The 19,035-nt window shown below is 71.0% G+C and carries 16 protein-coding genes; 8 read left to right on the forward strand and 8 right to left on the reverse strand.

What is annotated here, in order from left to right:
• The first annotated feature begins 3 nt into the window (after positions 1 to 3).
• From OG510_RS12825 to OG510_RS12835, 3 genes are read left to right on the forward strand one after another with little or no spacing between them, the layout of a single operon-like run.
• Positions 4 to 528 (forward strand): PadR family transcriptional regulator, encoded by a 525-nt coding sequence (locus tag OG510_RS12825; RefSeq protein WP_406136899.1) that lies wholly within the window; start codon positions 4 to 6, stop codon positions 526 to 528.
• The gene (locus OG510_RS12830; RefSeq protein ID WP_406136900.1) at positions 525 to 1,211 is read left to right on the forward strand and encodes an ABC transporter ATP-binding protein; all 687 of its coding nucleotides are present in this window, start codon (positions 525 to 527) and stop codon (positions 1,209 to 1,211) included. Before OG510_RS12825 ends, OG510_RS12830 begins: the two co-directional genes overlap by 4 nt.
• Positions 1,208 to 3,511: an ABC transporter permease gene (locus tag OG510_RS12835; protein WP_406136901.1), complete on the forward strand. Its 2,304-nt coding sequence runs from the start codon at positions 1,208 to 1,210 to the stop codon at positions 3,509 to 3,511. The genes OG510_RS12830 and OG510_RS12835 overlap by 4 nt, the downstream gene beginning before the upstream one ends.
• Before the next feature lie 49 nt (positions 3,512 to 3,560).
• Here the strand turns inward: OG510_RS12835 and OG510_RS12840 are convergent, their stop codons facing one another.
• Entirely contained in the window at positions 3,561 to 4,520 is a 960-nt protein-coding gene (locus OG510_RS12840; protein WP_406136902.1) for a hydrogen peroxide-inducible genes activator, read from the reverse strand.
• A gap of 131 nt (positions 4,521 to 4,651) precedes the next feature.
• Here OG510_RS12840 and OG510_RS12845 point away from each other — a divergent pair, with 131 nt between their 5' ends.
• Entirely contained in the window at positions 4,652 to 5,206 is a 555-nt protein-coding gene (locus OG510_RS12845) for a peroxiredoxin (RefSeq protein ID WP_164264525.1), read from the forward strand.
• A gap of 12 nt (positions 5,207 to 5,218) precedes the next feature.
• Positions 5,219 to 5,755 (forward strand): alkyl hydroperoxide reductase, encoded by a 537-nt coding sequence (locus tag OG510_RS12850; protein WP_164264526.1) that lies wholly within the window; start codon positions 5,219 to 5,221, stop codon positions 5,753 to 5,755.
• 78 nt (positions 5,756 to 5,833) lie between these two features.
• Here OG510_RS12850 and OG510_RS12855 read toward each other — a convergent pair whose 3' ends face one another.
• The 4 genes from OG510_RS12855 to OG510_RS12870 form a co-directional block, all read right to left on the reverse strand.
• Positions 5,834 to 7,246, reverse strand: coding sequence for an AI-2E family transporter (locus OG510_RS12855; protein WP_406136903.1), 1,413 nt, complete (start codon positions 7,244 to 7,246; stop codon positions 5,834 to 5,836).
• Positions 7,247 to 7,357: 111 nt separating this feature from the next.
• Entirely contained in the window at positions 7,358 to 8,068 is a 711-nt protein-coding gene (locus OG510_RS12860) for a transglycosylase SLT domain-containing protein (protein WP_164264528.1), read from the reverse strand.
• A 494-nt stretch (positions 8,069 to 8,562) separates the two neighbouring features.
• On the reverse strand, positions 8,563 to 9,885 hold the full coding sequence (locus OG510_RS12865) for a PhoH family protein (protein ID WP_406136904.1): 1,323 nt from the start codon (positions 9,883 to 9,885) through the stop codon (positions 8,563 to 8,565).
• Between the two features lie 456 nt (positions 9,886 to 10,341).
• Complete coding sequence (locus OG510_RS12870) at positions 10,342 to 11,103, reverse strand: isoprenyl transferase (RefSeq protein WP_164264530.1); 762 nt, start codon at positions 11,101 to 11,103, stop codon at positions 10,342 to 10,344.
• 168 nt (positions 11,104 to 11,271) lie between these two features.
• Between OG510_RS12870 and mgrA the strand changes: the two genes are divergently transcribed.
• Positions 11,272 to 12,357: an L-glyceraldehyde 3-phosphate reductase gene (gene mgrA, locus OG510_RS12875; RefSeq protein WP_406136905.1), complete on the forward strand. Its 1,086-nt coding sequence runs from the start codon at positions 11,272 to 11,274 to the stop codon at positions 12,355 to 12,357.
• 170 nt (positions 12,358 to 12,527) lie between these two features.
• Here mgrA and OG510_RS12880 read toward each other — a convergent pair whose 3' ends face one another.
• The 3 genes from OG510_RS12880 to OG510_RS12890 form a co-directional block, all read right to left on the reverse strand.
• Complete coding sequence (locus tag OG510_RS12880) at positions 12,528 to 13,247, reverse strand: prepilin peptidase (protein WP_406136906.1); 720 nt, start codon at positions 13,245 to 13,247, stop codon at positions 12,528 to 12,530.
• 86 nt (positions 13,248 to 13,333) lie between these two features.
• Positions 13,334 to 14,092 (reverse strand): class I SAM-dependent methyltransferase, encoded by a 759-nt coding sequence (locus OG510_RS12885; RefSeq protein ID WP_406136907.1) that lies wholly within the window; start codon positions 14,090 to 14,092, stop codon positions 13,334 to 13,336.
• A gap of 152 nt (positions 14,093 to 14,244) precedes the next feature.
• A complete protein-coding gene (locus OG510_RS12890) occupies positions 14,245 to 14,622 on the reverse strand; it encodes an STAS domain-containing protein (protein WP_406136908.1) in 378 nt (125 codons plus the stop codon).
• Between the two features lie 563 nt (positions 14,623 to 15,185).
• Between OG510_RS12890 and OG510_RS12895 the strand changes: the two genes are divergently transcribed.
• Both OG510_RS12895 and OG510_RS12900 read left to right on the forward strand, forming a co-directional pair.
• Positions 15,186 to 15,563: a VOC family protein gene (locus OG510_RS12895; protein WP_406142378.1), complete on the forward strand. Its 378-nt coding sequence runs from the start codon at positions 15,186 to 15,188 to the stop codon at positions 15,561 to 15,563.
• Positions 15,564 to 15,699: 136 nt separating this feature from the next.
• Complete coding sequence (locus OG510_RS12900) at positions 15,700 to 18,996, forward strand: right-handed parallel beta-helix repeat-containing protein (protein WP_406136909.1); 3,297 nt, start codon at positions 15,700 to 15,702, stop codon at positions 18,994 to 18,996.
• Positions 18,997 to 19,035 lie beyond the last annotated feature (39 nt).

A 19,035-nucleotide genomic window follows, 5' to 3' on the forward strand; every position in this document is an offset into this window, starting at 1 on the left:
GACATGTCCATCGGCCACACCCTGCTCGGCATCCTGGAGTCGGGGCCGCGCCACGGCTACGACCTCAAGCGCGCCTTCGACGAGAAGTTCGGCCACGACCGGCCGCTGCACTACGGGCAGGTCTACTCGACCATGTCCCGGCTCCTGAAGAACGGTCTCGTCGAGGTCGACGCCATGGAGGCCGGCGGCGGTCCCGAGCGCAAGCGGTACGCGATCACCGACGCCGGCGTCAGCGATGTCGACCAGTGGCTCGCCACACCGGAGAAGCCCGAGCCGTACCTCCAGTCGACGCTCTACACCAAGGTCGTACTGGCCCTGCTCACCGGCCGCCCGGCCGCCGATCTGCTGGACACCCAGCGCGCGGAGCATCTGCGGCTGATGCGCGTCCTCACCGACCGCAAGCGCCGCGGGGACCTCGCCGACCAGCTGATCTGCGACCACGCCCTCTTCCACCTCGAAGCCGATCTGCGCTGGCTCGAACTGACCGCGGCACGCCTCGGCCAGCTCGCCGAGGAGGTCGGCCCATGACCCCCGCCGGTTCGCTGCTGTACGCCGACGCCCTGCACAAGGCGTACGGTCCGACCGCCGCGCTCGACGGCGCCGCGTTCTCCGTCCACGCGGGCGAAGTGGTCGCGATCATGGGGCCTTCGGGCTCCGGCAAGTCGACGCTGCTGCACTGTCTCGCCGGGATCGTCCGCCCCGACTCGGGATCCGTCACGTACCAGGGCCGGGAGCTGTCCGCGATGCCGGACGCCGAGCGGAGCGCCCTGCGCCGCGGCGAGTTCGGCTTCGTCTTCCAGTTCGGCCGGCTCGTCCCCGAGCTGACCTGCACGGAGAACGTCGCGCTTCCGCTGCGGCTGAACGGCGTCAAGCGCAAGCAGGCCGAGCGCACGGCGCAGGAGTGGATGGACCGTCTGGAGGTCGCCGACATCGGGCACAAGCGCCCCGGCGAGGTCTCCGGCGGACAGGGCCAGCGGGTAGCCGTGGCACGGTCGCTGGTGACCGGGCCGCGCGTGGTCTTCGCCGACGAGCCGACCGGCGCACTCGACTCCCTCAACGGCGAGCGCGTGATGGAACTGCTGACCCAGGCGGCCCGCTCCACGAACGCGGCGGTCGTCCTCGTCACCCACGAGCCCCGCGTGGCCGCCTACTCGGACCGTGAGGTCGTCGTACGCGACGGCAGGTCCCGCGATCTGGAGCACCTCGTATGAGCTGGACGCAAGACCTCACGATGGGCATGAAGTTCGCTGTCGGCGGGGGCCGCGAGGGCTGGACCAGGACGCTGCTGACCGCGGTCGGTGTGGGCCTCGGTGTGGCGCTGCTGCTGATCACCACCTCGATACCGAGCGCACTCGCCGCCCGGGACGCGCGGGAGGACAACCGCAACGACTTCGGCGCGACCATGATCGACAAGGCGGCCGACAACACCATGCTCCTCGGCGTCTCGGACACCGAGTACAAGGGTGCCGACGTCCGCGGCAGGCTGGTGCGCGCCGAGGGCCCCGATGCGCCGCTGCCCCCGGGCACGCACACGCTGCCGGGCGACCACGAGATGCTGGCGTCGCCCGCGCTGCGCAGGCTGCTGGCGTCGGACAAGGGCGCGCTGCTGCGGGAGCGCCTCCCGTACCGGATCACCGGCACCATCGCCGACGCCGGTCTGAGCGGCCCGAACGAACTGGCCTACTACGCGGGCGACAAGCACCTCGCCCTGGACGAAGCCGGCTCGGTGCGGCGCATCACCGGCTTCGCGCATCTGCCGCCCCATGACGCCATGGACCCGGTCCTGCGGCTGCTCGTCGTGATCATCTTCGTGGTGCTGCTGATGCCGGTGGGTGTCTTCATCGCGGCGGCCGTGCGCTTCGGCAGCGACAGCAGGGACCGCAGGCTCGCCGCGCTGCGGCTGGTGGGTACGGACTCCCGGATGACCCGCCGTATCGCGGCCGGTGAGGCGCTGGCGGGCTCCCTGCTGGGGGTGCTCTTCGGCGCGGGGTTCTTCCTGACCGGCCGGGCGTTCGTCGGCGATATCGACGTGGCGGGGATCAACCTCTTCCCCGCCGACCTGGACCCGAGCGCGGCGCTGGCCGTACTGGTCGTCCTCGCGGTGCCCGCGGCGGCCGTCGCGGTCACCCTGCTCGCACTGCGCGGTGTGGTCATCGAGCCGCTGGGTGTCGTACGGACCTCGGTCCCGCGCCGCCGCCGGGTCTGGTGGCGGGTGCTCCCGCCGGTCGCCGGACTCGCCCTGCTGGTGCCGATGCTGGGCAAGGGCCGCGACTCGGGCCACTTCAACAGCACCCTGGTGATCGGTGGCAGCGTGCTGCTGCTCGTCGGTGTGACGGCGCTGCTGCCCTGGTTGATCGAGGCCGTGGTGAACCGCCTGGGTGGCGGCACCACCGCCTGGCAACTGGCCGTCCGCAGGCTGCAGATGACGAGCGGCACCGCCGCCAGGCTGGTCAACGGCATCGCCGTCGCGGTCGCCGGGGCCATCGCGCTCCAGATGCTGTTCGCGGGGATCGACGGCGACTACAGCAAGGAGACCGGGGCCGACACCTCACGCGCCCAGATGATCGTCCAGAGCGACTTCACGAAGGCCCGGACGGCCGACGCGCTGCGCTCCACGCGCGGTGTACGGGAGGTGCTCACGGTCAGCAGGGCCATCGCCGGGGGGACGAAGAACGCCGAGGAGACCAGCGATCTGTACACCGGCGACTGCGCGGCGCTCCGGGCCCTGGCCGCTCTCCCGTCCTGCGAGAACGGCGACGCGTTCATCGCCACCGGCGGCTGGGACGACAACCTCACGAAGATCGCCGAGCCCGGCAGGCGGCTGTTCGTCAACTCGCCCTTCGGTGACCGGAGCAAGCGCACCCTCACCTGGACCGTCCCGGCCAGGACCCGCACGGTGCAGGTCACGGCCGACCCGGCCGGCCAATCCGGCGCGGGCGGCATACTGCTCACGCCGGGGGCCCTCCCCGCGCTGCGGCACCTTCCCCTGGTCAACACGGACTACATCTCGCTCGACCCTTCGCAGCCGGAAGCGAGCGACCTGGTCCGCAACAGCGCGGCGAAGGTCGACCCGCTGACCTCGGTCGACGCCCTGCACGAGGTACGCGAGGACAACCGCTTCGCGAGCGTCCGCAAGGGCCTGTACATCGGCGCGGCCGCGGTGCTCCTGCTGATCGGCGCCAGCCTGCTGGTCTCGGTCCTGGAGCAGCTGCGCGACCGCAGAAAGCTGCTGGCCGCCCTGACGGCCTTCGGCACCCGCCGCTCCACGATGAGCTGGTCGGTGCTCTGGCAGACGGCGGTCCCGGTCGCGCTGGGTCTGGTGCTCGCCACGGGGGTGGGCCTGGGGCTCGGCTCGGTCCTGCTCGACATGGTGGGTCACCCGGTCACGGTCAACTGGGCCGCGGTCGCGGCGATGGCCGGGATCGGCGGTGGTGTGGTCGTGCTGGTGACGCTGCTCAGCCTGCCGCCGCTGTGGCGGCTGATGCGGCCGGAGGGACTGCGTACGGAGTAGCCGCCAGGTCCTGAGGGGCAGGGCCGCTGCACCGGTGCGGCCCCGCCCCTCAGGCCAGCCAGACCGGCAGCGGCCGCACCGCTTCCCGCAGCGCCGCGGCGAACGCGGTGAACTCCTCCTGCCGCGCCGCCCCGGCCCGCATCGCCAGCGCGATCCGCCGCATCGGCGCGGGCTCCGCGAAGTACCCGGTGGCCAGCTGCTCGTTGCGCCCGGTCTCCACCCGTACCGCCGTACGCGGCAGCAGCGTCACACCGAGCCCGCCGGCCACCAGCTGGACCAGGGTGGAGAGCCCGGCGGCGGTCGTCGTCACCGGTACGCCGTCGGCGCGGCCTGCCTCCCGGCAGATGTCCAGCGTCTGGTCCCGCAGACAGTGCCCCTCGTCGAGCAGCAGCAGATCCAGCTCGCGCAGGGCGTCCCGCGGGATGTCCGCCCGCCCGGCCAGCCAGTGTTCGCGCGGGGTGACGAGGACGAACTCCTCCTCGAACAGGGGCAGTTCCACGACCCCCGGCATCCCCAGCGGCACCGCGAGCAGCAGCAGGTCGAGCCGCCCGGCGGTCAGCCCGTCGAGCAGCGAGGAGGTCTGCTCCTCATGCACCTGGAGGTCGAGGTCCGGATACTCGCGGTGGACGAGCCGCAGCACGGTCGGCAGCAGATACGGGGCGACCGTGGGGATCACGCCGAGCCTGAGCACCCCGGTGAAGGGCGCCCGTACCGCGTCGGCCTCGTCCATCAGCTCGCCGACGGCGTCGAGCACCGCCCCGGCCCGCACCGCGAGCCGCTCCCCCGCGGGCGAGAGCAGCACCTTGCGGGTGGTCCGCTCAAGCAGCTGTACGCCGAGCGCCTCCTCCAGCGCCGAGACGGCACCCGACAGGGCGGGCTGGCTCATGCCGATCGCGGCGGCCGCGTCCCGGAAGTGCAGATGCTCCGCGACGGCCGCGAAGGCACGCAGCTGCGCCACGGTGGGCTGCTTCCCCTTGGGGGCGGTTCCGCCCGTATATATGTGGGTCACTGATAGGTACCTCCGATCACGGGAACCAAGTCTAGCTATTTCTGTGATCAATGGATCCTGTGTCACTCTGTAACCCGTCCAACCCCGCAGGAACGCCCCAAAAGGGAATTCCGCAGCTGCAAGGAGAGTACGTGCTCACTGTCGGTGACCAGTTCCCCCAGTTCGACCTGACCGCCTGTGTGTCGCTGGAGAGCGGCAAGGAGTTCGCGCAGATCGACCACAAGACCTACGAAGGCAAGTGGAAGATCGTCTTCGCGTGGCCCAAGGACTTCACCTTCGTGTGCCCGACCGAGATCGCCGCCTTCGGCAAGCTGAACGAGGAGTTCGCCGACCGCGACGCCCAGGTCCTCGGCTTCTCCGGTGACTCCGAGTTCGTGCACCACGCCTGGCGCAAGGACCACCCGGACCTGACCGACCTGCCCTTCCCGATGATGGCCGACTCGAAGCACGAGCTCATGCGTGACCTCGGCATCGAGGGCGAGGACGGCTTCGCGCAGCGCGCCGTCTTCATCGTCGACCAGAACAACGAGATCCAGTTCACGATGGTGACCGCCGGATCCGTGGGCCGTAACCCCAAGGAGGTCCTGCGGGTCCTCGACGCCCTGCAGACCGACGAGCTGTGCCCCTGCAACTGGACCAAGGGCGAGAACACCCTGGACCCGGTCGCGCTCCTCTCGGGCGAGTGAGCTGATTCCACGATGTCACTCGACGAACTGAAGTCCGCCGTACCGGACTACGCCAAGGACCTGAAGCTGAACCTCGGTTCGGTGATCGGCAACAGCGACCTGCCGAAGCAGCAGCTGTGGGGCACCGTCCTCGCCTGCGCCATCGCCTCGCGCTCGCCGCTGGTGCTGCGCGAGCTGGAGCCCGAGGCCAAGGCGAACCTCTCCCCCGAGGCGTACACCGCGGCCCGGTCCGCGGCGGCCGTCATGGCGATGAACAACGTCTTCTACCGGACCCGGCACCTGCTGTCGGACCCGGAGTACGGGACGCTCCGCGCGGGTCTGCGGATGAACGTCATCGGCAACCCCGGTGTGGAGAAGGCCGACTTCGAGCTGTGGTCGCTCGCCGTCTCCGCGATCAACGGCTGCGGCCAGTGCCTCGACTCGCACGAGCAGGTGCTCCGCAAGGCGGGCGTGGACCGCGAGACCATCCAGGAGGCGTTCAAGATCGCCGCCGTCCTGCAGGCGGTCGGCGTGACACTCGACGCCGAGGCCGTACTGGCCCAGCAGTAACGGAGTCCGCGAAAGCCCCGGTGATGTGCGGAAACGCACCACCGGGGCTTTTTCGCGCCTGCTGCCGCCACCCCTGCCTCACTCGGGGATCTCGGTCCCGAGCACCGGCGCCGTGACATCCGCCGCGGGCTCCGGGGCCGGCGCCGGCTCCGCGGCGGGATCGGACTCCCGCGGTGCGGAAGACGGCGCCGGCGGGGTGTCGTCCGGGCGGCGGGGCGCCGCCCTCATGGCGGTCTCCGTGCTGTACGCCCGGAGGTAGCCGACCACCGTATTGGTCACCGCCACCAGCGGGACCGCCACCACCGCTCCGCCGATTCCGGCGATCATGCCGCCCGCCGCCACCGAGAGGACCACCGCCAGCGGATGGACCCGCACCGCCCGGCCGAGGATGAACGGCTGGAGCACATGGCCCTCGATCTGCTGCACGGCGAGCACCACGATCAGCACCATCAGCGCCGTGAACGGGCCCTGGGTGACCAGCGCGACGACCACCGCGAGCGCGCCGGACATCACGGCGCCCACCAGCGGGATGAACGCGAACAGGAAGATGAAGACGGCCAGCGGCACGGCCAGCGGCACATCGAGGAAGAACAGCCCCAGCCCGATGAAGATGGCGTCGATCAGCGCCACTATCACCGTGCCGCGCACATAGGCGGTCAGCGTCCGCCAGGCGCGCGGCCCGGCGCCCGCGACCCCCGGACGCGCCTGCGCCGGGACGAGCTTGAGCATCCACTGCCAGATGCGCGCCCCGTCGTACAGCAGGAAGAGCGTCGAGAACATCGCCAGCAGCGATCCGGTGAGGAACTCCACCATCACCGTGACGCCCTGCAGACCGGCCGACGTGATCTCGTTCGTGTTGGTGCCGACGGTGTCGCTCAGGTTCTTGGCGATCTCATTGATCTGCTTGTCCGTCACATGGAAGGGGCTGTGCAGCAGCCAGCGCCGCAGCTCCTGGATGCCCTCCTGGACCCGGCTGGAGACGGTGTCCAGATTCTCCATCACCTGCCAGACCACGAACCAGCCGACCAGGCCCATGATGACGAAGCCGAGGATCGCGGTCAGCGCGGTGGCGAGGCCGCGCGGCAGGCCGTGCCGCCGCAGCCTGGCGACCGTCGGCTGGAGCAGCGCGGTGACGAGCAGCGCGGCGACGAACGCGAGGACGACCAGCTGGATGGCGCTGATGACCCGCATCAGCACCCAGAGGGTGCCCGCGAGGACGAGGAGCCGCCAGCCGGCCTCGGCCGCCACCCGCATGCCCCACGGCACGGCGGCCACCGGATCGGGGCGGGCGGCGACGGCGGGCGCGTAGTCCGGGGGCGGCGGCACCTGGCCGGGCGCCGGATGGCTGTCGGCCCCGCCTGCGGTGTGCGGGCCCGGCGCTCCGGCGGCGACGCCGTCCGCTTCGTCCACAGAGCGGCGTTCCTCCAACTTTTCACCCAGGTGGGTGAGTTCAGAGCCCACACGTTCCAGCCAGTCAGGCAGTTTCGACATGCTGTTCCTCTTCCCCCGACCGCGCGCCTCATCCGGAGCCGACCGTACATGCATGGAGCCCCCCACCGAAGGACGGCGGGGGGCTCCATGGAGTTGAGCGGACGAGCCGCTCTAATACCAGCTGTTGGCCTGCCAGAACGACCACGCACCACAGGGGCTCTGGTAGCGGCTGTTCATGTAGTTCAGGCCCCACTTTATCTGCGTGGCCGGGTTGGTCTGCCAGTCGGCGCCCGCGGACGCCATCTTCGAACCGGGCAGAGCCTGGACGAGACCGTAGGCACCGGAACCGGCGTTGACCGCCTTGTAGTTCCAGCCGGACTCATGGCTCACGATGTTGCTGAAGCACTGGAACTGGTCGGACGGCATCATCTGCCGTGCCATGGCCTGGACCTGTGCGGCCGTGTACGACCCCTGGGACGAGAAGCTGCTGGCGTCACGGACCGAGGAGCGGCTGGATTCCAGCTTCTTCTCCTCGGCACGCTTCTTCGCGGCTTCCTTGGCCTTGGCAACCGCCTCGTCGGCGGCTTCCTTCTTGGTCTTGGCGTCCTTGGCGGCCTGGATACGGGCCGACTCCTCCGCGGACTTCTTCGCTGCCGCGTCGGCCTGCACCGCCTGGGTGTCTGCCTGCTCGGTCAGCGACGCAACCTGGGCCTGCTGGCCGTCAGGAATGTCTGCGAGAGTCGTCGTGTCCGCGGCGGAGGCTGCATCGATGTTGTCGCCTGCGGGCATCGTGCTGCCCGATGCGACGCCGACAACTGCTCCTACGGTGGTGACCGCAGTGGCTGACGCCACCGCGAATCCCCGGACCGAAATCCGGCTCACACGGTTTCCTTCCAGCAGCGACCGCTCGTGACCTCGCGGACGCAATCGTGCCCCTGGCGCGGTCCTCCCTGGCGTACAGGTCACGGGAGGCACTGACCCGGTGAGCAACTCCCTTACGGAAGTGGCGCGTGGTACTCGGGCGGCATACGGCGGCAAGTGTTGAGTTGTGTGGTGCTGCACCCCTGAGGGTGTACGTGTGCCGTATGCGGGGCCTGACGGAAGCAAGACTCTGCCCGAACCCCACGCTTCAAGGCAAACGTCGGCCGAGTGTTAAAGCTCACACCCCGTTTGGCGCACGAGTTTTCTGGAGATTGCTGCGCAACAGAGAGCCGCCCGGCTAGGCTCCTGCGCCTTGCCGGGCGGCTTCAACGGCCCCTACCGTAACGGCGGGTGTCTGGCAATACTCCGGACGAAGTCTGTCCGCCGGACACCCCGTCGGGCACCCCGTCGGGCACCCCGTCGGACAGCCCGTCGGACAGCCCGTCGGACAGCCCCTAGAGCTGTCCGTCCTCCAGCATTTCGGTCACCAGTGCGGCGATCTGTGAACGCTCGGAGCGCGTGAGCGTGACGTGGGCGAAGAGCGGATGCCCCTTCAGTTTCTCCACGACGGCGACCACTCCGTCGTACCGGCCCACCCGCAGGTTGTCCCGCTGGGCGACGTCGTGGGTCAGCACGACCCGCGAGTTCGAGCCAATCCTGGAGAGCACCGTCAGCAGGACGTTCCGCTCCAGTGACTGGGCCTCGTCCACGATGACGAACGCGTCATGGAGTGAGCGGCCCCTGATGTGCGTGAGCGGCAGGACTTCGAGCATGCCCCGGCCGACCACTTCCTCGATCACGTCCCGGCTCGTCACCGAGGAGAGGGTGTCGAAGACCGCCTGCGCCCAGGGCCCCATCTTCTCGGACTCGGAGCCGGGCAGATAGCCCAGTTCCTGCCCGCCGACCGCGTACAGCGGACGGAAGACCATCACCTTCTGGTGCTGCCTGCGTTCGAGGACGGCTTCGAGCCCCGCGCAGAGCGCGAGTGCCGACTTGCCGGTGCCGGCCCGGCCGCCCATCGAGATGATGCCGATGTCCGGATCGAGGAGCAGATCGAGCGCGATGCGCTGCTCGGCGCTGCGGCCGTGCAGCCCGAAGGCTTCGCGGTCGCCCCGTACGAGCTTCACATTGCCCTCGGCCGTGATCCGGCCCAGCGCCTTGCCGCGCTCGGACTGGAGCACCAGACCGGTGTGCACGGGCAGCTCGGCGGCCTCCGGTACGTACAGGGTGTCCTCGGAGAACAGGAGGTCCACCTGGTCGGGCGAGAGGGTCAGTTCGCTCATCCCCGTGTGGCCGGAGTCCGTGATCGCCAGTTCGGCGCGGTACTCCTCGGCGAGGAGCCCCACGGACGACGCCTTGATACGCAGCGGCAGGTCCTTGGAGACGACGGTGACGTCGAACCCTTCGGCCTGGAGGTTTCGGGCGACGGCGAGGATGCGTGAGTCGTTGTCCCCGAGCCGGTAGCCGGCCGGGAGCACGCTGGGATCCGAGTGGTTGAGTTCGACACGGAGGGTCCCGCCGAGCTCGCCCATGGGAAGAGGGGCGTCGAGACGTCCGTACCTCACCCGGAGGTCGTCCAGCAGGCGCAGGGCCTGCCGGGCGAAGTAGCCGAGCTCCGGATGGTGCCTCTTGGCCTCCAGTTCCGTGACCACGACGATCGGGAGCACGACCTCGTGCTCGTCGAACCGGGTCATGGCGTTGGGATCGGCCAGCAGGACGCTGGTGTCAAGAACGTAAGTGCGCCTGTCGGGCATGCGGCGCTTAGTACTGGTCACCACGGAAGGACGTACCCCCTTTGGACACAAGCCTGAGGTCGGGGAGCGAAGGCGTCGCGGGCTGCTGGGACCGGGGCGGGCCTCCACCAGCGCGGAAGCCGGACCCGGCCCTCCACGTCGCCCGCACTCACCGCGCGGTCTTCCTGGTGCAAAGGGCCTCCCGGGCGAGCGGACCGGGCCGCTCACTGAGATACGACATCCGTGGACCGGACGTCGACCTGGAAGGGGTATTCCCGCGAACGCCCGCCGCCATGCCATGGCGTACGACCGGTTCCTGCCAGTGGCCGTCCGTACGGGGAGGTTTTCACCCGTGCTTCACCCGTGGCTGACCGGCACGACGTCCGGACGCCACCGGGCATCCACTACAGGAAAGCGAAGGGTTCAGGCCATCACCCGAAAGGGTGCACCGCGTACGTACGAGGGGGCGCGACGGGCCCGGAAGGCGCGGGCGCCGGGGCCTCAGGCGCCGTAGCGCCGGTGGCGGGCCGCGTAGTCGCGCAGCGCCCGCAGGAAATCGACCTTGCGGAAGGCGGGCCAGAAGACTTCGCAGAAGTAATACTCGGAGTGTGCGCTCTGCCAGAGCATGAACCCGGAGAGCCGCTGCTCCCCGCTGGTGCGGATCACCAGATCCGGGTCGGGCTGGCCGCGTGTGTAGAGGTGCTCGGAGATGCGCTCGACGTCGACGGTCTCGGCCAGCTCCTCGAAGGACGTGCCCTTCTCGGCGTGCTCGAGGAGGAGCGAGCGGACCGCGTCGGCGATCTCCTGGCGGCCGCCGTAGCCCACCGCGACATTGACGAGTATCCCGGTGTTGCCCGTGGTCGCCTCTTCGGCTTCCTTGAGGACGGCCTGGGTGTGGGCCGGGAGCAGATCCAGCGCGCCGACGTGATGGACCCGCCAGCGGCCGTCCGCCGCGAGACCCCTGACCGTGTCCTCGATGATGCCGAAGAGCGCGGTGAGCTCCTCCTGGGGGCGGTCGAAGTTGTCCGTGGACAGCAGCCAGAGCGTGGCGACCTCGACCTCGGTCTCCGCGCACCAGCCGAGGAATTCGGTGATCTTGTCGGCCCCGGCCTTGTGGCCCTGTGCGGCGGTGCCTCCGGATGCCTTGGCCCAGCGCCGGTTGCCGTCCAGGATGAGTCCGATGTGCTTGGGCACCTGGTCGTGGTCGAGGCGGCCTTCCACCCGACGTGCGTAGAGCCCGTACACCAGGTCGCGCAAGTTCACTGCGATTCACCTCGCGATGTCGTGCCGGACGCCCTGCCCGACGTGCTTTTCCGGCTGTGCTGCACCGGCTGGGGGTCCCGGGAGGCGCCCCCCGGGAAGGCACAGCACCGAGTCCAGAGCTCCGTGCGGTGGCAATCGCCCGAGCCGCCACAGTACTGCGCAGGGGTCATGACAGCCCAACCCGGTCTGTCACAAGTCCGTGATAGGGAGGGCCCTGTGACTGATTCCCTTCGTTATTCCGCCGCTGATGACCGATACGACTCCATGGAGTACCGGCGCAGCGGCCGCAGCGGGCTGAAACTCCCCGCTGTCTCGCTCGGCCTGTGGCACAACTTCGGCGACGACCGCACGCTCGACTCGCAGCGCGCGATCCTCCGCCGTGCCTTCGACACCGGCGTCACCCACTTCGACCTGGCGAACAACTACGGTCCGCCGGCTGGTTCCGCCGAGCTCAACTTCGGCAAGCTCTTCGCGCAGGATTTCGCACCGTACCGGGATGAACTGGTCATTTCGACCAAGGCCGGTTATCTGATGCACCCCGGCCCGTACGGCGAGTGGGGCTCCCGCAAGTACCTGCTGTCCTCGCTGGACGCCTCGCTCTCGCGGATGGGTCTGGACTACGTCGACATCTTCTACTCGCACCGCTTCGACCCGGACACTCCCCTGGAGGAGACGATGGGCGCGCTGGCGTCCGCCGTGCAGCAGGGCAAGGCCCTGTACGTCGGGGTCTCCTCGTACAACAGTGAGCAGACCGCGGAGGCGGCCCGCATCCTCAAGGAGATGGGTGTCCCCGCGCTCATCCACCAGCCCTCGTACTCCATGATCAACCGCTGGACCGAGGACGACGGGCTGCTCGACACCCTGGAGACGGCCGGTATGGGCTGCATCTCCTTCGTCCCGCTCGCGCAGGGCCTGCTCACCGGCAAGTATCTGCAGGGCATCCCGGAGGGCTCGCGCGCCACCCAGGGCAAGTCCCTCGACCCGCAGCTGCTCTCGGACGAGGTCGTGCGCCGGCTCAACGGGCTCAACGAGATCGCGAAGCGGCGCGGGCAGTCCCTGGCGCAGCTGGCGCTCAACTGGGTGCTGCGCGATCCGCGGATGACCTCGGCGCTCATCGGCGCGTCCAGCGTGAAGCAGCTGGACGAGAACGTGGCGGCCCTCGCCGCGGCCCCGCTCACCGCCGACGAGCTGACGGAGATCGACTCGTTCGCCGTGGACACCGCGGGCACCAACATCTGGGCCGGCCGGAGCTGACAGCTCCTGGGGCACGGGGGGCCACGGGGCCCGGCCGGCCCGGTGGGCACGGGGGCAGAAAAAAACGGGCCGGTCCGTGGGGGGGGATACGGACCGGCCCGAGGGGGGGTTTCCACCATAACCCTTCGTAAGTCGTGTTGGGGCCACGCCGTGCCCCGGGTGTTCCGGGATTACGCTCCGAAACCGCCGAGCAGCAGACCGGTGAGGGCGCCCGCCACCATGAAGGGGCCGAACGGCATCGCGCTCTTGCGGCCCGCGCGCCCCCGCAGGATCAGCCCCACCCCGTACAGCGCGCCGTAGACGAACCCCGCGAAGGCGCCGAGCAGCAGGACCCCCCAGCCGTACCAGCCGAGGGCAAGCCCGAGACCGGCCGCCAGCTTGACGTCGCCGAAGCCCATGCCGTTCGGGTTGATGAGGAAGAGCACGAAGTAGCCGCCGCCCAGCGCGAGTCCGCCGAGCAGTGCGCCCGTCCAGGAGCCCCGCGCGCCGGGCAGCAGCGCCGCGGCACCCAGCAGGGCCGCGGTCACCGCGGCGATGGGCAGGGTGAGGACGTCGGGCAGCCGCTGCACCGCACGGTCCACGAGGGCCAGCAGGACGAGGGCGGGCGCCAGCAGCACCCAGACGGCCGCTTCGGGTACGGGTCCGGCCGCGCCGGCGAGCGCGGCGCAGCACAGGGCGGTGACCGTGGCGGTGACGGGTGTACTGGGCCCGTACCACCCTTCGGTTCCGCGCGCCGGGCCGAACCAGCCCGCGATGGGCCGCCCGGACGGCGTGCTGTCGTGCCACGGGGTCCCGGCGGCCACCGCGAGCCGGTAGGCGGGGCGCGGCAGCAGAGTCCCCACGGCGGCGCCGAAGCAGGCGGCGAGTACGACGATCAGCGCGGCAGACACCCGGCGAGTTTAGACCGCACGGGTCAAGGGGGGTGGGCGTCGGCCTGCTCGGGGCGGGCAGCCGCAGGGGCTTGGGGCCCAGGGCGTCACCGCGGCTTGCGGGCCTCGATCAGGAAGCGCGTCGTGTGCGCGAGGAACGGCCCCTCGGCCTCGATCTGCTCGTGCAGGGCCCGCAGCTGCGGCAGATACGCCTCGGTGGTGAAGCCGGGCACCATCCAGACCACCTTGCGCAGGAAGTAGATGACAGCGCCGATGTCGAAGAACTCGGTGCGCAGGCTCTCCAGCCGCAGATCGACCACGTCGAGGCCCGCCGCCACCGCCGCCGCACGCGCGGCCTCCGGGTCGCGGCCCTTGCGCGCTTCGGGCTGCGGGCCGAGGAAGTACTCGACGAGTTCGAAGACGCTGGCCGGGCCGACCTCCTGGGAGAAGTAGGTGCCGCCGGGCGCCAGCACCCGGGCGATCTCCTCCCAGTGGGCCTTCACCGGGTGCCGGCTGACGACCAGGTCGAAGGCCGCGTCGGCGAAGGGCAGCGGCGGCTCGTCCGGGTCGGCCACCACGGCGGCCCCCAGCGGATGCAGCAGGGCGGTGGCCCTGGCCACGTTCGGCGGCCATGCCTCGGTGGCCACGGTCAGCCGCGGCAGCTCCGGCACCCCGGCCAGCACCTCACCGCCGCCGGTCTGGATGTCGAGGGCGGCCGAGGCCCGGCCCATCCGCTCCCCCATCGCACGGGCGTAGCCCCACGACGGGCGCTCCTCGGTGGCGCGCCCGTCCAGCCAGGAGAAGTCCCAGCCGTCGACGGATACGGAGTCGGCCTCGGCCACCAGCTCTTCAAAGGTCCTGGACATGGACACCGAGTCTGGCAGGCCGGACAGCGGCCCCGCCAGCGCGTTTACCGGCCGCGGGCGCGGGCGCCGCTTCCGTGCGCCGCTTCCGGCCGGTGCGTCCGGCATCCGGCATCCGGAGCCCCCCGGCACCCGGAGCCCAGAGCCCGGAGCCCTCACGCAGAGATCTCGGCCACGGTGGGGCTGCTCGGGAAGTAGCCCGCGAGACCGGTGACCCGCAGCATCCGCAGATGCAGGGCGCGGGTGCAGACCAGGTCGATCGAACCGCCCCGGTCGAGCACCCGCCGTCTGGCGCGGCAGAGCAGCCCCAGTGCGGCGCAGTCGATGAAGGTCGCGGGGCGGAGGTCGACGATCACGCGGGCGCCATCGGGTGCGGTGGCGGCGTCGGTGCACTCGCGGATGCGGCCGGCGGCGAGGAGGTCGATCTCGCCGCGCAGTTCGACCACGGTGAAGCGCCCCGCGGTGTAACTGCGCACGGCGGGGCCGTTCTCGGTGTTCTCGGTCTGCTCCGTGTGCTTGTCCTTCGCATCCATGACGGACCCCCGGTCAGTCGGTCGGTCGGTCGCTCGATATCGGTACGGCCGGCGGCAACGGCCGGTCGGCGGGGGCCGGGGCGACGTGACACACCATAGGAAGCGCCGCGGTGCAGAAACGTGCATGCTTGCCGTGATTCACCTGGCCGGGTGAAGCAGCCGTGAACGGCCGCCTGCCGGAGACGAGTTGCTCGCGCGGCCGGCCGGCACGGTTCGGCGCGTGAGTGTGGCGGACGGGCGTGGCGGTGGGCGCAGCGCGTGAGTGTGGCGGGCGGGCGTGAGCCGGTGGGTGTGGCAGGTGGGCGCAGCAGGTGGGTGTGGACCGGCGCACGGCCCGGACCTTAGGCTGGTCCGTACGGCATCGCGCGTCGGTCACCGGCCGGGTGAGACGTGGAGGTAGCCCGTGAGATGCCCGTTGGAGGCATTCCACAGTGTCGGAATCAGAAGCAGTAGCAGCAACAGAGACAGCAGCAGCGGAAGAAGCGGCAACAACAGGGACAGCGGTACCGGAACCAGCATCACAGGCCGGGGCCGATCCGGCATCCCGGCCCTTCCCCGTCGAGCTGAACCACACCATCGTTCCCGCCCGGGACAACCGGGAGTCCGCCGAGTTCCTGGCCACCGTGCTGGGTCTGCGGGCCGGGGCCGAATGGGGCCCCTTCGTCCCGGTGGAGCTGAGCAACGGCGTCACGCTGGACTTCGCGACCGTACCGCCGGGGGCGCCGCTCCCCCTCCAGCACTACGCCTTCCTCGTCCCCGAGGAAGCCTTCGACGGGATCTTCGCCAGGATGCGGGCCACCGGTACGGACTTCTACGCCGACCCGCACAAGAAGCAGCCGGGCGAGATCAACCACCTCTTCGGCGGCCGGGGCGTCTACTTCGTGGATCCCTCGGGGCACGCCATGGAAGTGATCACGCAGCCGTACGGCAACACGCCCTGATCCGGGGCCCCGCGTCCGGCCGACAGCCACGGTCCGCCGGACGCGGGGCGCAGCTCACGCCGTTCGCTCCCTTGGCATGATGGTTCCGGTCGGGCGGCCGTCGGCCGACCGGAGTACCGAGTACGAGGGAGCCCCTGTGGCGCGCCATCTGATCGTCGTTGACCCGGCAGGCGCGGGCGACCACCGCACCATCGGCGAGGCGCTGAACGCGGCGCGCGGCGGCTCGGTGATCAGCGTCAGGGCCGGGCGGTACGACGAGAACCTGGTCGTCACGAAGCTGGTCACCGTCGTGGCCCACGAGCCGGGCGGCGCCGTCGAGATCGCACCGCGCAGCGGCAGCGCCGTACAGGTGCTCGCCGAGGCCGTGAAGCTCTCCGGGCTGCGGCTGGTGGCGGGCGGGGGCGGCGACGAGGACGAGCCGGTGGTCGATGTACCGCGCGGTCAGGCGGCCCTTGAGGGGTGCGAGGTGTTCGGCAACTCCTGGGCCGCCCTGCTCTCCAGGGACGAGGGGTCGCTCGCGATCCGTGACACCACCGTGTGCAATCCGGCGGGCGCCGGGATCGTCGACCTGTCGTCGCGCACCAGCGTCGTCGAGCACTGTGTGCTGGAGCGGCTGGGGAGTTCGGGGATCGTGCTGGGCGAGGACGCGGCCACCGAGGTGCGCGGCTGTACGGTCCGGGACGCCGGGGGCAACGGCGTACTGGCCAACGGCCGGGCGCGTGGCACGTTCACGGATGTCACCGTGGAGCGGACCGTGAAGCCCGGTGTCGCCGTGGAGGAGAACGCGACGACGCGGTTCACCCGGGTGCGGGCCGTCGACTGCGTGACCGGCTTTCACATATCGACGGCCGCGCAGACCGTCCTGACCGACTGCGCGGCCACCGGCGCCACCACCCACGGCGTCACCCTGTCGGGCGGCACGGACCCGGAGCTGACCGGGCTGCGTGTCGACCGGCCCGGCGGGCACGGCATCGCGGTCACCGGACGCTCGCGCGGCACGTTCACCGACGCCCGGGTGTCCGGGGCCCGTTCGGCCGGCGTCCTCGTTCAGGACGGCTCGTCCACCGTACTGATCCGTACCGAGGTGGCCGGGGGCGCGGCCGACGGCATCCTGCTCACCGGCGCCTGCACCGCCCGGCTCGACCGGGTCACCGTGACGGGCGCCGACGGGCACGGGATCGTCGTCGCGGGCGGTGCGGACCCGGTGCTGCGCCGGGTCGCGGTGGCGGACACCGGCGGGCACGGCATCGACGTACGGGACGGGGCCCGCGGGAAGGCCGAGGCGTGCACGGTGACGTCGGCGGGCGGCTGCGGCATCCGCGCCGCGGATTCCGGCCCGGCTTTCCAGGGCACGGCCGTACGGTCCGCGGCGCGGGCCGGGGTCTCGGTCCTGGCGGGCGGCTCGGTCAGGCTGGTCGACTGCGAGGTCGAGACCTCCGGTACGGACGGTCTCGAAGTGGACGGCAGCGGAGCCGAGTTGACGGCGGTCCGGGTGCGAGTACGCGGTTCCGGACGGCACGGGGTGAGCATCGGGGCGGACGCGAGCGCCGAGCTGACCGAGTGCGCGTGCACGGCGGGCGGCGGGGACGGGCTGCGGACGGTGAGCGGACTGCGGGTGCGCGCAGCCGGGTGCACGGTCACCGGGAACAAGGGCGCGGGCGTCCGCCGCGTGTCCACCGCGGGTGAGCTGGTGCTCGACCGGCTGACCAGCGAGGAGAACGGCGAGGCGGACATCACCGGCGAGGGCGGCGGGCCGGGCGGCGCCACCGCCGACCCGCGCGGCCCGCTGGCCCGGCTGGACGAACTGGTCGGGCTGCGCGCCGTGAAGGAGCAGGTCGCCACCCTGGTCAACCTCAACCGGCTGGCCGAGCGGCGCCGCGAGGCGGGGCTCCCCGTCCCGGCCACCGCCCGCCATCTGGTGTTCGCGGGCCCGCCGGGGACCGGCAAGACCAGTGTGGCGCGACTGTACGGGAGCATCCTCGCGGCACTGGGGGTCCTGCGGTCCGGCCATCTGGTCGAGGTGGCCCGCGCCGACCTGGTGGCGAAGGTCGTCGGCGGCACCGCCATCAAGACCACCGAGGTCTTCGAAGAGGCCCTGGGCGGTGTGCTGTTCATCGACGAGGCGTACACGCTGACCCAGGGCGGCTCATCGGGCGGGGGTGCGGACTTCGGGCGTGAGGCGGTCGACACCCTGGTGAAGCTGATGGAGGACCACCGGGACGACGTGGTGGTCATCGCGGCCGGCTACTCGTCCGAGATGCACACCTTCCTGGCCTCCAACCCGGGTCTGGCGTCCCGCTTCAACCGTACGGTCGAGTTCGAGAACTACACGGTCCCCGAGCTGATCACCATCGTCCGGATGCTGTGCGAGCAGAACCGCTACACGCTGGGCGACGAGACCGAGCGGGCGCTGGCCGTGCACTTCGAGCGGATGCACAAGGACGCCTCGTTCGGCAACGCGCGCGCCGCCCGCAAGGTCTTCGAGGAGCTGATCGACCGGCAGGCGCTGCGGCTCGCGGCGATGCCGGAGGTCTCCGACGACGACCTGACGACGCTGCTCCCGTCGGACGTGGGCGAACAGGCGGCGGCGGCGATCGGCGCGGGCGAGAGCGGTCCCGCCGATACCGCCAGGATCGACGCGGTCATGGCGGAACTGGCGTCGCTGGTGGGCCTCGACGACGCCAAGTCGCAGGTGCAGGACCTGGTCAATCTGCTGGCGACGGCCCGCAGGCGGCAGGCGGCCGGGCTGCCCGCTCCTTCGGTCGGCCACCATCTGGTCTTCACCGGCCCGCCCGGCACCGGGAAGACGTCGGTGGCCCGGCTGTACGGGGAACTCCTCGGCGCCCTGGGGGTGCTGCCGCGCGGCCAGCTGATCGAGGTGGCGCGGGCGGACCTGGTGGGCCGCTATGTGGGGCACACCGCGCAGCTCACCCAGGAGGTCTTCGCGCGGGCGCGCGGCGGTGTGCTCTTCGTGGACGAGGCGTACGCGCTGACCCCGGCGGGCGGCTCGGGCTCGGACTTCGGGCAGGAGGCGGTCGACACCCTGGTGAAGCTGATGGAGGACCACAGGGACGACACCGCCGTGGTGGTCGCGGGCTACGAGCGCGAGATGGACCGCTTCCTCGGCTCCAACCCCGGTCTCGGCTCCCGCTTCTCGCGCCGGGTGACGTTCGGCGCGTACTCGGCGGAACATCTGGTGGAGATCGTGCGGCGCCAGTGCGAACGCGACGGGTACGACTGCGCGCCGGAGACGGTGGCGCGGCTCAGGCGGCACTTCGACGAGGTGGAGCGCGACGAGAACTTCGGCAACGCGAGGTTCGCGCGGAAGGTGCTGGAGTCGATGATGACGCGACAGGCGGGCCGTCTGAGCCGGGAACCGGACGCGGGCGCGGCGGCACTGCGGATGCTGCTGCCGGAGGACTTGGTGGTGTGAGGCGGGGGTTGTCTGCGGGGGGCTCGTCTCCGGGGGGCG

This window comes from Streptomyces sp. NBC_01089, from assembly GCF_045162975.1.
In the GTDB taxonomy this organism is placed as follows: Bacteria; Actinomycetota; Actinomycetes; order Streptomycetales; family Streptomycetaceae; genus Streptomyces.

Bases quoted from the DNA above. Each gene is read 5' to 3' on its own strand.
- OG510_RS12885 (WP_406136907.1), bottom strand. From the start codon at position 14,092: ATGTCCAGGACCTTTGAAGAGCTGGTGGCCGAGGCCGACTCCGTATCC.
- OG510_RS12825 (WP_406136899.1), top strand. From the start codon at position 4: ATGTCCATCGGCCACACCCTGCTCGGCATCCTGGAGTCGGGGCCGCGC.
- OG510_RS12835 (WP_406136901.1), top strand. From the start codon at position 1,208: ATGAGCTGGACGCAAGACCTCACGATGGGCATGAAGTTCGCTGTCGGC.
- OG510_RS12850 (WP_164264526.1), top strand. From the start codon at position 5,219: ATGTCACTCGACGAACTGAAGTCCGCCGTACCGGACTACGCCAAGGAC.
- OG510_RS12855 (WP_406136903.1), bottom strand. From the start codon at position 7,246: ATGTCGAAACTGCCTGACTGGCTGGAACGTGTGGGCTCTGAACTCACC.
- mgrA (WP_406136905.1), top strand. From the start codon at position 11,272: ATGACAGCCCAACCCGGTCTGTCACAAGTCCGTGATAGGGAGGGCCCT.
- OG510_RS12830 (WP_406136900.1), top strand. From the start codon at position 525: ATGACCCCCGCCGGTTCGCTGCTGTACGCCGACGCCCTGCACAAGGCG.
- OG510_RS12890 (WP_406136908.1), bottom strand. From the start codon at position 14,622: ATGGATGCGAAGGACAAGCACACGGAGCAGACCGAGAACACCGAGAAC.